Below are 13141 nucleotides of genomic sequence, written 5' to 3' on the forward strand. Positions count from 1 at the left end.
TCGCTTCGGGGATTAGCTGATGGAAGAGGGAGATAGAATGATGGAACAACGGATCAGTCTGATCACACTCGGCGTGCGCGACATGGCAGCACAGGCCGCGTTTTACACCGCCCTTGGCTGGCAGGCGGTGGACAGCCCCGACGGCGTTACGGCCTTTGATCTTATCGGTCAGACGCTGGGCCTGTATCCGCTGGCAGACCTGGCGCGTGACCTTGGCCTGCCCGAAGACACGCTGGGGCGCGGGGCGATGACGCTGTCCTATAACGTGCGCGACAAGGACGAGGTCGCCCCGCTGCTGGCCCGTGCCGAAGCGGCAGGCGCGCGCATCCTGAAGCCCGCGCATGACGTGTTCTGGGGCGGGCATATCGGATATTTCGCGGACCCCGAGGGGCACATCTGGGAGGTGGCGCACAATCCCTTTGCGCCGCTGGGACCGGATGGCGCATTCCAGTGGAACGGCGTCGCCTGATGCGCCCGCCCCGCAGTATGCGCGGGCTGGAAGACCTGGGGCGCGTGCGGCTGTCGAAACATTTCTACATGCGCGACTTTCTCTATTCCGAGATCGGCAGCCTGTACGGCATTCCCAACGTGCCGGCTGATCCCGACCTTGCCGTCGCCAACGGGCGGATGCTGTGCACAGAACTGCTGGACCCGCTGACCGAAACCTTTGGGCGGATTGCGATCCGCTCGGGGTATCGCTCGCCCGACCTCAACCGCTTTGGCAACGAAAACGCGCTGAATTGCGCACGCAATGACAATCCGATCGAGTGCCACATCTGGGATTGGGCTGCGGGAGAGGATGCCATTGCGGGCACCTCGCTGGCGATCCCGTGGTTTTCCGACCGTTATGCGCAGGGGCGCGACTGGCGCGATCTGGCATGGTGGCTGCACGACCATCTGCCCTATTCCGCGATCTGGTTCTTTCCCAAGCTGTGCGCGTTCAATCTGGACTGGCGGCCCGTGCCGCTGCGCACGATTTCCAGCTATATCGCACCAAAGGGGATGCTTTTGCGGGCAGGCGACGCACCGGCGGAAGGGGCAGAGGCGCGCCGCGCGCGCTATGCGGATTTCCCGAAGTTCAAGGGGGTGGAGTTGCCATAGGCAAGGCCTTGCCCCTCGCACGGGTTACCACTTGTAGCGTACCCGCGCTTGCGACATGCTGCGCTGCAAAAGAAGCAGCAAAAAGCGCGAGACAGGCATGGCCGAACCTTTGGTTCTTCTCCCCGGAATGATGTGTGACGCGCGGCTGTATGCTGCGCAGTTGGCGGCCTTTTCCAATGTCATCTGCGTGACCATTGCGCCCGTGACCCAGGGCGAGCGGGTCGAGGAGATTGCCTCTAACCTGCTTGACCAGCTGCCCAAACGCTTTGCGCTGGCCGGATTGGGCTTTGGGGCGATGGTGGCAATGGAGATTTTGCGCCGCGCGCCCGACCGCGTCAGCCGGATTGCCCTGATCTCGACCAATGCGCTGGCCGAAACACCGCAAAGCGCGGCCGCACGCGAGCCGCTGATTGTCGGCGCGCGGGCCGGGCGGCTGGACGAAGTGATGCGCACGCAGCTGAAACCCGACCATCTGGCCGCTGGTGCTGAACGCGCGGGCGTGCTGTCTGCGGTGGCCGCGATGGCGCAGTCGCTGGGGCCGGATGTCTTTGTGCGCCAGTCGCGCGCCATGCAGCGCCGCCGTGACCAGCAAAGCACGCTGCGCAAATGCAAGGTGCCGACGCTGGTGATGTGCGGTGCACAGGATAGTTTGACGCCGGTGAAGCATCACAGCTTTATTGCCGAACTGATCCCTTATGCCGAACTTGTCGTGATTGACGGGGCCGGGCATTTGCCACCCCTGGAGCAGCCCGAAGAAACCAACGCGGCCTTGCAGGCCTGGATGAAACAGCCGTTGGTCTTGCGCGGCTGACCACAAAGCAAAATGCGCCCCCCGCAAAGGGAGAGCGCATTGTTCTTCAGGGGCCAGCCGCCGGGGTTTTTCAGAGCTAGGGTCAGGACCCATTAATCCTGCACCGTCAGCGGCAATTTCGCGAAATTTCAGTGGTTTGGGTCGTGCAGCCAATAGTGGTTCTATTTGCAAGCGGCCCAAGCCGCTGAAATGAAGTGAAATCGCCGCCCTGCGGGTTTGACGGATTTTCCCGCAGCCTGCGGCGCATCTGTTTGAAATAGAACCACTATTCCTGCACAGATGCTGCTTGTCAGCGGAAAAATCTGTCAAACTGACGGTGCAGGATTAATGGGTCCTGACCCGAGGTCAGGCCGTGGCGTCGGCCGAACCGTTCTTGCGCGTGATTGCGGGCGCATTGGGCTTTTTCGGTGTGTTTGCCGCACCCGCCGCTGCCTCGGTGCTGCTGTTCTTTGAGATGAACTCAAGCACCATCGGGCGGATGTTGTTGCGCCAGCTGCTGCCTGCGAAAATGCCATAATGACCCGCGTGCGGCTCGACATGGCTTGCCTTTTTCGACTCGGGCAGGCCGGTACACAGGTTCAACGCGGCGATGCACTGACCGGGAGCGGTGATGTCGTCTTCGCCGCCTTCGACGGTTTTGACAGCAACGGTTGTGATCTTACCAATGTCGACCTTGCGGCCGGCAACCACGAATTCGTTCTTGGCAATCTCGTGGTTCTGGAAGATGCGCTCGACCGTCGACAGGTAGAATTCTGCGGTCATGTCCATCACGGCCAGATATTCGTCGTAGAATTCATTGTGCTTGTCGTGGTCCGACGCCTCGCCGCGTGCGGTGCGCGCGATCTGGTTGTTGAACGCCTTGGCGTGCTTTTCAGCGTTCATCGAAATGAACGAAGACAGCTGCAACAGACCCGGATAGACCTGACGGCCCACACCGGCGAATTTGAACCCGACGCGCTGGATCATCGATTCTTCCAGCTGGCCCATGGTGACACTGTGGCCAAAGTCGGTGACTTCGGTCGCGGCCGCACTCGGGTCAATCGGCCCGCCGATCAGGGTCAGGCTGCGCGGTTGGGCTGCGGGCTCTTCTTCGGCCAGATAGGCGGTGGCGGCCAGGGTCAGCGGGGCAGGCTGGCAGACCGCGATGACATGGGTATCGGGCCCGAGGAATTTCATAAAGTCCACGAGGTACAGCGTGTAATCCTCGATGTCGAACTTGCCGGCGCTGACCGGAATGTCGCGGGCGTTGTGCCAGTCGGTGATGTAGACATCACAGTCGGGCAGCAGCGAAATCACGGTTTTGCGCAGCAGCGTGGCATAATGGCCCGACATCGGGGCAACCAGCAGCACGGTGGGTTTTTCAACATCGCGTCCCGGCACTTCGAAATGCAGCAGGTCGCCAAAGTCGTTTTTCACAACGCGGGTGACAGAAACGATATGGTCCTTGCCATCCTTGGCGGTGAAATGCGGGATGTTCCAGTCGGGTTTGACGACCATGCGCTGGAAACTACGTTCCGTTACTTCGCCCCAGGCGCGCATCCATTCAAACGCAGGGTTTGGGATCATGGAGAAGGCAGGGTATGATCCCATGGCAAGGGCCGAGGCGCCAAGCCATTGATTCGTTGTTCTGATTGTCTCCATCAGATCGTAGGTGGCCATGTACCGCATTCGGGTCTCCTGTTTCTGCCGGGTGTGCCCGGCGCACTCGTCGCATGCCTCCCCGAAGTCGGCGACGTTAAGTAAAGGTTACAATACTACATAATGCTGCAACTGCAAAGTACGAGGTTCGTTCCACTATGACAACAAAAGACACAGCATCTGGTGAACTTACGGGCGAAACCATCGACAAATTGACGGAAAACCTTGCCAGAGTTGACGAATTGCGTGAACGCCTGTCGCGGGTCATGACGCACCGCAGCACGCATAACGCTGCGTTAGATGGGCCGAATCAAGAGCTGTTCGGCAAGGCAGCGACGGCCTATTGGCAAGAGGCCATCCACAATCCGGCCAAGTTGATCGAACAACAAATGGGCTATTGGTCGAAAACAATGGCGCATTTTGTCGAGGCGCAGCAGGCGCTGACGCAAAAGGGTTTGGCCGCGCCCGAAGACGCAGGCCCCACCGATCGCCGTTTTGCCAACCCGATGTGGCAGTCGCATCCCTATTTCAACTACGTCAAACAACAGTACCAGATCAATGCGCAGGCCTTGATGGAAGCCGTGGAGACGGTCGAGGATATGGAGCCCGGCGAAAAGCGGCGGCTTGGCTATTTCACCCGCCAGATCGTCGACCTGATGAGTCCGACCAATTTTCTGGCCACCAATCCCGATGCGCTGGAAAAGGCCGTGGCCACGGACGGGCAAAGCCTGATCGACGGGCTGGAGAACCTGATTAAGGATCTTGAGAACAACAACGGCGAACTGGTGGTGAAGCTGGCCGATGAACAGGCCTTTGAGTTGGGCAACAACATCGCTTCGACGCCGGGCAAGGTGGTGTTTCGCAACCGCATGATGGAACTGATCCAGTACACCCCGACGACGGATGAAGTGCACGCGACTCCGCTGATCATTTTCCCGCCCTGGATCAACAAGTTCTATATTCTGGACCTGAAGGCGCAGAACTCTCTGGTCAAGTGGATCGTCGATCAGGGCTATACGCTGTTCATCGTGTCCTGGGTGAACCCCGATGCGTCTTACCGCGATGTCGGCTTGGAGGAATACGTTGAAGAGGGCTATGTCGCTGCCATCGACGAGGTGAAAAAGATCACCGGTCAGAAGCAGGTGAATGCGATCGGCTATTGCATCGCCGGCACCACCCTGTCGATGACGCTGTCGATCCTGAAACAGCGCGGAGACACCTCGGTGAAATCTGCCACCTTCTTTACGGCGCTGACCGATTTCAGCGATCAGGGTGAATTTGCGCCATTCCTGACCGATGATTTTGTCGACGGCATTGCCGCCGAGGTCGAAGACAAGGGCGTATTGCCCTCGGTGATCATGGCGCGCACCTTTTCGTTTCTGCGGTCAAACGATCTGGTCTATGCACCTGCGATCCGCAGTTACATGATGGGCGAAACGCCCCCCGCGTTCGATCTGCTGTTCTGGAATGGCGACGGCACCAACCTGCCGGCCAAGATGGCAATGCAATATCTGCGGGGCCTGTGTCAGGAGGACCGGCTGGCGCGGGGCGAGATGGAATTGCTGGGTTACAAGCTGTCGCTGGGCGATCTTGATCTGCCCATCTGCGCCATTGCCTGCGAGACCGATCACATTGCCCCGTGGAAGGACAGCTATCGCGGCGTGCAGCAGATGGGGTCAAAGCAAAAGACCTTTGTCATGACCCAGTCGGGCCATATCGCGGGCATCGTCAATCCGCCGTCCAAGAAGAAATACGGGCATTACACCAATGCCGATATGTCTGGCGATCACAGCCAGTGGCTGGACGGCGCGCAGTTCCATGACGGTTCGTGGTGGCCGCGTTGGGGGGCTTGGCTGAAAAAGCGGTCAGGCAAGATGATTCCCGCGCGCGAGCCGGGTGATTCTACGCATCCTGTCCTGTGTGACTCGCCCGGGACCTATGTGTCGAACAAGCCAAAGTCCTGATTTTCTTGTCAATTACCTTAGGTTGAACTTTTCTTTGCTGCACCGCAGCATTTTCCTTGCAATGCTGCGGTGCAGCATCTATATTGCTTTCAGAAGATAGACAGCGGGCACACCCCGCACCGCAACCTGAAAGGACAAGTAAAATGGCTAAGACACAAGATCTGACCGCAATGTTCAAAGACATGATGGGCGCATTCCCCGTCGACACAGCTTCGATGGAAGATGCTTTCAAATCCGCAACCACACTGAACGAAAAACTGTCCGGTGTTGCGCTGACGGCTGCCGAGAAATCCACCGAAGTGTCCAACAAATGGACCAAGGAAACTCTGGCCAAGCTGGCAGACATGTCGAAAGCAAAAGCCGAGCCCGCAGATTACGCCAAGGCAATGACCGATTTCGCATCGTCCACTGCCGAAGTTGCTGCCGAAAACATGGCCGCCTTTGCTGAAATCGCCAAAAAAGTTCAGATGGAAACCGTCGAACTGATGATGGCCGCAGGCAAAGACATGAGCGAAGAAGCTCAGACTGCGATCAAGAAAGCTTCGACAGACGCGCAAGCGGCTGTGAAAAAAGCGACAGCGAAGTAAGTCGTTACAGATAACCGCGCGATTTCCTCCCTGTTATTCGCGGTACATCACGGTGGGTTCCTTTTGGAACCCGCCGTTTTTTTTGTCAGGGGTGCGCACAACGGCGAACCGTCGGTATTTGCCGTAAAGGCATTGCCGCCAATGCGATGATTTCCTTTTCATTTCAGGTTTCGATCCCTAAGCTGCATTGCAGCACTTAGTCTGGGGAGGATTTTCCGTGACGACCAAAGACAAGCCATTGCTGATCAAGCGGTACGCAAGCCGCAGGCTCTATAATACAGAGACGTCGGACTATGTGACGCTCGAAGATATTTCCGGTTTCATCCGCGACGGGCGCGAGGTTCAGATCGTTGATCTGAAATCCGGCGACGACCTGACGCGGCAATATCTGTTGCAGATCATTGCCGAACACGAAAGCCGGGGCGAAAGCGTTTTGCCGGTGGATGTGCTGAACGATCTCGTGCGCAGCTATATGGGCGGTAACGCCAGCGTTGTGCCGCAATTCCTGGAAGCCTCTTTCGAGATGTTGCGCAGCGGTCAAAGCCGTATGCTGGAAAATATGGGCGCGATGAACCCGATTGCCAAAATGCCGGGGCTGGAAGCAATGCAGGCGCAGCAAGCTGCCTTTGTCAAAGCCATGACCGGCGGTATTGGCGGTATTCCCACCAGCTGGTCGACAACGCCGCAGAGTGAAGAGCCTGAAACGACGTCGGAAGAAGAATCCGGCGAGGATCTGGACGCGATCAAGAAGCAGCTGGCCGACCTTCAGGCGAAGTTGTCGAAGCTGAAGTAACCTTGTTGATCGTTGGCATGCAAATGCGACCCGCGCGGGTGGCATTTTGCAGGCGTTCTTTTTTGCCGGGCGGTGGTTTTGGGCAACGCCATTTGATCCCGCGCTTTTGATCCTTTAGTGCGAACGCATGAAAATCCTCGCAATCTCCGGCAGCGGGCGCGCACGCTCGACCAACACGGCGCTGCTGCGCGCTGTGGCTGTGATTGCGCAGCCGGACCATGACGTTACAGTTTTTGCCGATGTGGCCAGACTGCCGGTGTTTTCCCCTGATCTTGAAGCCGGTCCTTTGCCCGAACCGGTACAATGTTTTGTGGACAGCATTGCAAACAGCGATTGCGTGATCATTTCCAGCCCGGAATATGTCCGCGCCATCCCCGGTGGTTTGAAAAACGCGATCGACTGGCTGGTATCGCGCGACGAGATTATCTCGAAACCTGTCGCTTTGATGCACGCCTCGCACCGTGGCGACGACATGCTGGCACAGCTCAGGCTTGTGCTGTCGACGGTCAGCACGGGATTTGCACAGGATGTGTTTGTGCGGTTCGCGTTGATGAAGCTTTCGCCCGAAGACATCGCAGACCATATGATGCAGGCAGCTCAGCAGGCCAGTGTGCGAGGCTTTCTGCACAGTCTTGCACAGGCAAGCGACGACCGCGCATAAGGCAGCTAATTTGGACAAATCGCCCGCCCAAGTGTACAGCTGAGATGCAGATGTTCAGGAGAGGGTGCGCTCAATCATGACACCGTTTGGCCCGGGGCTTTGGCTTGTTGACGGACCCGCAGTTACGGGCGCTGCAGGCTTCCGGTTTCCCACGCGCATGGCGGTGATCCGGCTGCCGGATGGGGGCGGATTGTGGGTCTGGTCGCCGGTCGCTTTGTCGCAAGAGATACGCGCCGCAGTTGATGCCCTTGGACAGGTGCGCCATCTGATCGCTCCAAACAGTCTGCACTATACCTTTTTGGGTGAATGGGCCGCTGCCTATCCGGATGCACGGGTTCACGCCGCCCCCGATCTAACGTCACAAGTTGCGGGGACGGTGATTCATGCGACCCTTGGCGATGAACCTGCCCCTGCTTGGGCAGGAACGGTTGATCAGGTGATCGTGCGGGGAAACCGGATCACGACCGAGGTGGTGTTCTTTCACCGCGAGACGGCCACGGTCTTGGTCACGGACCTTGTGCAGCAGATTCCGCAAGGCTGGTATCGCGGTTGGCGGGCCCTGGTGGCCCGGCTTGACCTGATGACAGCCCCGGTGCCGTCAGTGCCGCGCAAATTTCGCATGGCGACACGGGACAAAACGGCCGCGCGCAACAGTGTGCGGCGCATCCTGGAATGGCCAACAGACTGCCTGGTCATGGCGCACGGCACACCAATGCGGACAGGGGGCAATGCCGCGTTGCAGAACGCGTTTGGGTGGCTGATCCGCTAATTTGTGCCGTTGCACGCCGCACTTCGAGCGCGCCAGACCTTCAGGTGCCGTAAGCGCGCGCCTCGCCAAAGGCGGTTTCGGCCGCGCCCAGCAGAATGTCGGCAACGCTGTCTTGTTCGGCGCGTGTCAGATGAACGGGCAGACGCACGTCACAGGCGCGCATCAGCATAGCGCGGGTCTGCGGCAGTTCTGGCAGATCCTTGATGAACTTCCAGTTCCAGAAAGCGCGCGCGTTGTCATCGCTCAACCCAAAGACCTGTACGGTGACGCCCTGCGCCTTGGCTGTGGCGACAAAATCCAACACCTGCGCGTCGCTGACGCCCTGCACGTTGAACTGAATGGAATCCGGTGCGCGGGTTTCGGGGGCCAGCGGGGCGGGAACGTCGATCCATGTGCTGCCGTTCAGCAGGGCCGCGACATGGTCATGTCCTGCCAGCCCGTCGGTGACACGGCGCGCCAGCTCGGGCAGTTGCGGGCGGATTACGGCGGCGCTCAGGTTGCCCATGCGCAGGTTGTACAGGGGCAAGGTGTTCTGATGGGTGGCAAAGGCATCTTGCAGGACCGGGTGTTTTTTCCAGTTGTGCTCGTATGCGCCCGACATGATGACGGCGCGCGCCACAAGGTCGGCATCGTCAGTGACCAGAATGCCACCTTCGCCCGCATTGATCATCTTGTAGGACTGGAACGAGAAACACCCGATGCGGCCCAATGTGCCGATCTTGCGGCCATGCCACAGCGTGCCCAGCGAATGCGCGGCGTCTTCGATCACCGGAATGCCAGCGGCGTCGCACAGGCCCATGATCGCGTCCATATCCGAGGTGTGCCCGCGCATGTGGCTGACGATTACGGCGCTGACGGATGGCAGCCTGGCGGCGAAATCTGCCATGTCGATGCGGTAGTTGTCGCCAACCTCGCACAGCACCGGCAGGCAATCGGCATGGATTACAGCCGACGGAACCGCAGCAAAGGTAAATCCGGGGATCAGCACCCGCGCATCGCGGGGCAGGTCCAGTGCCTTGAGCGACAAAAACAGCGCCGCCGAACAGGACGATACGGCCAGCGCGTATTTGCTGCCCAGCATCTGTGCGAACTCGGCCTCAAGCAATGTGACGGGCGAGTCGGATGCAGCGGTGTAACGGAACAGGTCGCCCGATTGCAGAAGCCGGTCAATCTCGGCCTTGGCGGCCTCTGGGATCGGCTCGGCGTGATGCATGTTTGGCAGGGACATATTTGCGTTTCCTTAACTGCGGTTTTCAATTTCGTAAAACAGTTACGAAGAAAAGGAAACGGTTTTGTGACGTGACGCCGTTATTCGGCGGTGTTGTGCAGTTTGTTAACGGTGGAAAATGGAGGGTGTTAGATGCCCAGACGGTCGCGCAGAGCGTACCATGTCATCGCCAGTACCAGCAGCGGCGTGCGCATGGCCGGTCCGCCGGGAAAAGGCGTCGAGGGAATCGCAGCCATCGCGTCGAAGCCGTCGCTTTGTCCCTTGATCGCCAGTGCCATCAATTGCCCTGCATGCGTGGCGGTGCCCAGCCCGTGCCCTGAGTAACCCGAGGCCGACAGGATGTTCGGCGCCACCCGTGCCAAATAGGGCAGGCGTTTCATGGTGATGCCCAGCGTCCCGCCCCAGGCGTAGTCGATCCGCACATCTTTCAGATGCGGAAACACCACTGACATCGGCGCGCGCACTTTGGCGGCGATGTCGGCGGGAAACTTGTAGCCATAGCTCTCACCACCGCCGAACAGCAGGCGACCATCATGGCTGAGACGGAAGTAATTGACGACAAAGCGGCTGTCAGCCACGGCCACGTCCTGACGCAAGACTTCGCGCGCCGCCGCACCCAAGGGTTCAGTCGCGGCGATGAAATTGTTGATCGGCATAACCCGTGCGGCTGTCTTGCGTTCCAGCCCGCCCAGATAACCGTTGCAGGCCAGCACCACGTGATCGGCAACGACACGACCGCCGTCGGTGCGCACGGTTGCCTTGGCCCCGTGGTCGATGTGTTGGGCGGCAGACCCTTCGAATATCCGCACGCCCGCTGCCTTGCAGGCCCGCGCCAGTCCCAGCGCCAGGTTCAGCGGATGCAGATGCGCCGCGTCGCGGTCCAGAATCCCGCCGCAATAGTCGGGCGAGGGGCAGACGTCTGCAGCAAAGCTGTCCGCATCAAAGGTGTCGATCTGGTAGCCGTAAACCCGGTCCATATGTTCGGCATAGTCATGCAGCCCCGCCACATCCCCCTTGTCCGAGGCGCTCCACGCCACGCCGGGTTTCAGGTGACAGTCGATCCGGTGCCTGGCGATCAGGTCCTTGACCAGATGTTTTGCATCCTCGCCCAGATCCCACAGCGTGCGCGCGGCCGCGATCCCCAGCATCTTTTCCAGCTTGGGCTGCTCGACCCGCTGGCCTGATCCCAATTGCCCGCCATTGCGCCCCGACGCGCCAAAGCCAACGCGCTGCGCGTCGATCAGAACCACGTCGCGCCCCGCTTCGGCCAGATGCAGTGCTGCGGACAGGCCGGTATAGCCACCACCAACCACACAGACATCCGCCCTGGTCTCGCCTTTCAGCGGCGCAAAGGCGGGCAGGGCGTTCGCGGTCGCGGCATACCAGCTGTCAGGGTAGGACCCCAAGGCATCATTGGCGTAAAGCAGGTTCACTGGGGCTGCATCTCTTCTCTGGTTCAAGAAATCCCCCCCGGAGGGCCGGGGGCAAAAAAACGCTATGCGTTCAGCAAAAGGTGTTCGCGTTCCCACGGGCTGATGACTTGCAGGAACTCGTCGTATTCCGCGCGTTTCACGATGGAATAGACGCGGCCAAAGTCGGGCCCCAGCACCTCTTGCAGCGCGTCGGCGGCGTCGAAGCCTTCCAGCGCCTGACCCATATCGCGGGGAATGTCGCCTTCGCCTTCATAGGCATCGCCCTTGAATTCCGGCTTGGGCTGCGTCGCCTCGATCAGGCCCAGATAGCCGCAGGCCAGCGAGGCGGCGATGCCCAGATAGGGGTTGCAGTCCATGCCGGCGATGCGGTTCTCGACCCGCCGTGCACCGGGGGACGACAGCGGCACGCGGATGCCGGTGGTGCGGTTGTCGCGGCCCCATTCCAGATTGATCGGTGCGGCGTGATCTTTGACGTAGCGACGGTAGCTGTTCACATAGGGCGCCATCACGGCCAGCGCGTCGGGCATGTGGTTTTGCAGGCCCGCGATAAAGTGATAAAATTGTGGTGTCTCGGCACCGTCGGCGTCGGAAAAGATGTTCTCGCCGGTTTCGATGTCCAGCACCGAATGATGGATGTGCATGGCCGAACCGGGCTCTTGCGCAATCGGTTTGGCCATGAAGGTGGCAAAACAATCGTGGCGCAGCGCGGCCTCGCGGATCAGGCGTTTGAAATAGAACACTTCGTCGGCCAGTTTGATCGGGTTGCCGTGACGCAGGTTGATCTCCAACTGACCCGCACCGCCTTCCTGGGTGATGCCGTCGATTTCAAAACCCTGCGCCTCGGCAAAGTCATAGATGTCGTCGATGACGGGGCCGAACTCGTCCACGGCAGTCATCGAATAGGCCTGACGCGCCGCGGCCGGACGGCCCGAGCGGCCCATCATCGGTTCGATTTCCTTGGCGGGGTCGATGTTGCGCGCCACCAGATAGAATTCCATCTCGGGGGCCACGACCGGCTTCCATCCCTTGTCACGGTACAGTTGCACCACCCGTTTCAGCACGTTGCGGGGGCTGAAAGGCACCGGCACGCCGTCGCGGTTATAGGCGTCGTGGATCACTTGCAACGTCCAGTCGCCGGTCCAGGGGGCGGCGGTGGCGGTGTCCATGTCGGGGCGCAGGATCATGTCGCGTTCGATGAACCCGTCGGCACCTGCCGCTTCGCCCCAGTCACCGGTGATGGTCTGGAAAAAGATGCTGTCGGGCAGGTGGAAATAATCCTGGCGCATGAATTTTGACGCAGGCACCGCCTTGCCACGGGCAATGCCGGGCAGGTCAGACACGATACATTCCACCTCGTCCAGACGCCGCCCTTCAAGATAGGCCTGTGCCGCTTCGGGAAGGTTTTCCACCCAGCTGTTCTCGGCCATTATGCTCTCTCTTTCTTGAAAAATTCGGCCATGAAGGTGCCGATGTCACGGTTGTTGTCGCTCTCGTTCAGGTGTTCGGCTGCATTTTGCAGCAGCGCGTCGGGCACCACGCCGGGGCCGCGATAGCGGATCAGCCCGTCGATCACGCCACTGTCGAATTCAGGGTGCGGTTGCACGGTCCAGATGGTATCGCCGTACAGCAGCGCCGCGATCGCGCAGAACTCGCTCTCTCCCACGATGCGCGCACCGGGGGGCACCTCGATCACCTGATCCTGATGCCAGGCGTTCAGGGTTATCGGGGCACCGTGCAGCGCATATTCGGTATGCCCGACCGACCAGCCGCCGTCGAATTTGACAACCTTGCCGCCAAGGGCCTGTGCGATGATCTGGTGGCCAAAGCACACGCCGATCATCGGCTGGCCTGCTGCGCGAACCTCGCGGATAAGGTCTTCGAGCGGGGGGATGAACGGCAGGTCTTCATAAGCGCCGTGTTTTGATCCGGTGATCAGCCAGCCGTCGGCGTCGCGGATGCTGTCCGGGAACTTCATATCCACGACGTCGTAGGTGACGAATTCCAGATCGTGGCCCCCCAACAGTCGGTGGAACATTGCGTCATAATCGCCGTGGTCTTTGGAAACTTCCGCTGCGGCGTGGCCGGTTTGCAGAATGCCGATCTTCATGGGTCACCTGATGTATTCAATTTTTGCGCACGGCGGGCCGTTGCTCCGC

13 protein-coding genes are annotated in these 13141 nt (G+C 59.8%); 8 read left to right on the forward strand and 5 right to left on the reverse strand.

Annotation, left to right across the window (positions count from 1 at the left end):
• The first annotated feature begins 40 nt into the window (after positions 1-40).
• The 3 genes from DSM107133_RS05735 (at position 41) to DSM107133_RS05745 (ending at position 1912) form a co-directional block, all read left to right on the forward strand.
• Positions 41-469: a VOC family protein gene (locus DSM107133_RS05735; RefSeq protein ID WP_114293894.1), complete on the forward strand. Its 429-nt coding sequence runs from the start codon at positions 41-43 to the stop codon at positions 467-469.
• 17 nt (positions 470-486) lie between these two features.
• Positions 487-1101 carry a hypothetical protein gene (locus DSM107133_RS05740; protein ID WP_114293895.1) on the forward strand — a complete coding sequence of 205 codons (615 nt, stop codon included), beginning with the start codon at positions 487-489 and terminating at the stop codon, positions 1099-1101.
• Between the two features lie 97 nt (positions 1102-1198).
• Positions 1199-1912 carry an alpha/beta fold hydrolase gene (locus DSM107133_RS05745; protein WP_114293761.1) on the forward strand — a complete coding sequence of 238 codons (714 nt, stop codon included), beginning with the start codon at positions 1199-1201 and terminating at the stop codon, positions 1910-1912.
• A 345-nt stretch (positions 1913-2257) separates the two neighbouring features.
• Here DSM107133_RS05745 and phaZ read toward each other — a convergent pair whose 3' ends face one another.
• Positions 2258-3580, reverse strand: a complete 1323-nt coding sequence (gene phaZ, locus DSM107133_RS05750; protein ID WP_114293762.1) for a polyhydroxyalkanoate depolymerase — start codon at positions 3578-3580, stop codon at positions 2258-2260.
• Positions 3581-3708: 128 nt separating this feature from the next.
• Between phaZ and phaC the strand changes: the two genes are divergently transcribed.
• The 5 genes from phaC to DSM107133_RS05775 all read left to right on the forward strand — a co-directional run bounded on the left by phaC (position 3709) and on the right by DSM107133_RS05775 (position 8324).
• Positions 3709-5514, forward strand: a complete 1806-nt coding sequence (phaC, locus tag DSM107133_RS05755; protein WP_114293763.1) for a class I poly(R)-hydroxyalkanoic acid synthase — start codon at positions 3709-3711, stop codon at positions 5512-5514.
• Positions 5515-5657: 143 nt separating this feature from the next.
• Complete coding sequence (locus tag DSM107133_RS05760; RefSeq protein WP_114293764.1) at positions 5658-6101, forward strand: phasin family protein; 444 nt, start codon at positions 5658-5660, stop codon at positions 6099-6101.
• A gap of 217 nt (positions 6102-6318) precedes the next feature.
• Positions 6319-6894, forward strand: a complete 576-nt coding sequence (phaR, locus tag DSM107133_RS05765; protein WP_114293765.1) for a polyhydroxyalkanoate synthesis repressor PhaR — start codon at positions 6319-6321, stop codon at positions 6892-6894.
• Between the two features lie 127 nt (positions 6895-7021).
• Positions 7022-7555: an NADPH-dependent FMN reductase gene (locus DSM107133_RS05770; protein ID WP_114293766.1), complete on the forward strand. Its 534-nt coding sequence runs from the start codon at positions 7022-7024 to the stop codon at positions 7553-7555.
• 76 nt (positions 7556-7631) lie between these two features.
• Positions 7632-8324 carry a DUF4336 domain-containing protein gene (locus DSM107133_RS05775; protein ID WP_114293767.1) on the forward strand — a complete coding sequence of 231 codons (693 nt, stop codon included), beginning with the start codon at positions 7632-7634 and terminating at the stop codon, positions 8322-8324.
• Positions 8325-8364: 40 nt separating this feature from the next.
• On the opposite strand, the gene DSM107133_RS05780 is transcribed toward DSM107133_RS05775, so the two are convergent.
• The 4 genes from DSM107133_RS05780 to DSM107133_RS05795 all read right to left on the reverse strand — a co-directional run bounded on the left by DSM107133_RS05780 (position 8365) and on the right by DSM107133_RS05795 (position 13092).
• Positions 8365-9552 (reverse strand): DegT/DnrJ/EryC1/StrS family aminotransferase, encoded by a 1188-nt coding sequence (locus DSM107133_RS05780; RefSeq protein ID WP_114293768.1) that lies wholly within the window; start codon positions 9550-9552, stop codon positions 8365-8367.
• A 128-nt stretch (positions 9553-9680) separates the two neighbouring features.
• The gene (locus DSM107133_RS05785; RefSeq protein ID WP_114293769.1) at positions 9681-10985 is read right to left on the reverse strand and encodes an FAD-binding oxidoreductase; all 1305 of its coding nucleotides are present in this window, start codon (positions 10983-10985) and stop codon (positions 9681-9683) included.
• Between the two features lie 62 nt (positions 10986-11047).
• Complete coding sequence (locus tag DSM107133_RS05790; RefSeq protein ID WP_114293770.1) at positions 11048-12412, reverse strand: glutamine synthetase family protein; 1365 nt, start codon at positions 12410-12412, stop codon at positions 11048-11050.
• A complete protein-coding gene (locus DSM107133_RS05795) occupies positions 12412-13092 on the reverse strand; it encodes a type 1 glutamine amidotransferase (RefSeq protein WP_114293771.1) in 681 nt (226 codons plus the stop codon). The genes DSM107133_RS05790 and DSM107133_RS05795 overlap by 1 nt, the downstream gene beginning before the upstream one ends.
• Positions 13093-13141 lie beyond the last annotated feature (49 nt).

It is taken from the genome of Pseudosulfitobacter sp. DSM 107133, assembly GCF_022788695.1.
GTDB lineage: Bacteria > Pseudomonadota > Alphaproteobacteria > Rhodobacterales > Rhodobacteraceae > Pseudosulfitobacter.

Coding starts and splice junctions, on each gene's coding strand:
- DSM107133_RS05735 (WP_114293894.1), top strand. CDS start 41: ATGGAACAACGGATCAGTCTGATCACACTCGGCGTGCGCGACATGGCA.
- DSM107133_RS05740 (WP_114293895.1), top strand. CDS start 487: ATGCGCGGGCTGGAAGACCTGGGGCGCGTGCGGCTGTCGAAACATTTC.
- DSM107133_RS05745 (WP_114293761.1), top strand. CDS start 1,199: ATGGCCGAACCTTTGGTTCTTCTCCCCGGAATGATGTGTGACGCGCGG.
- phaZ (WP_114293762.1), bottom strand. CDS start 3,580: ATGCGGTACATGGCCACCTACGATCTGATGGAGACAATCAGAACAACG.
- phaC (WP_114293763.1), top strand. CDS start 3,709: ATGACAACAAAAGACACAGCATCTGGTGAACTTACGGGCGAAACCATC.
- DSM107133_RS05760 (WP_114293764.1), top strand. CDS start 5,658: ATGGCTAAGACACAAGATCTGACCGCAATGTTCAAAGACATGATGGGC.
- DSM107133_RS05770 (WP_114293766.1), top strand. CDS start 7,022: ATGAAAATCCTCGCAATCTCCGGCAGCGGGCGCGCACGCTCGACCAAC.
- DSM107133_RS05775 (WP_114293767.1), top strand. CDS start 7,632: ATGACACCGTTTGGCCCGGGGCTTTGGCTTGTTGACGGACCCGCAGTT.
- DSM107133_RS05780 (WP_114293768.1), bottom strand. CDS start 9,552: ATGTCCCTGCCAAACATGCATCACGCCGAGCCGATCCCAGAGGCCGCC.
- DSM107133_RS05790 (WP_114293770.1), bottom strand. CDS start 12,412: ATGGCCGAGAACAGCTGGGTGGAAAACCTTCCCGAAGCGGCACAGGCC.
- DSM107133_RS05795 (WP_114293771.1), bottom strand. CDS start 13,092: ATGAAGATCGGCATTCTGCAAACCGGCCACGCCGCAGCGGAAGTTTCC.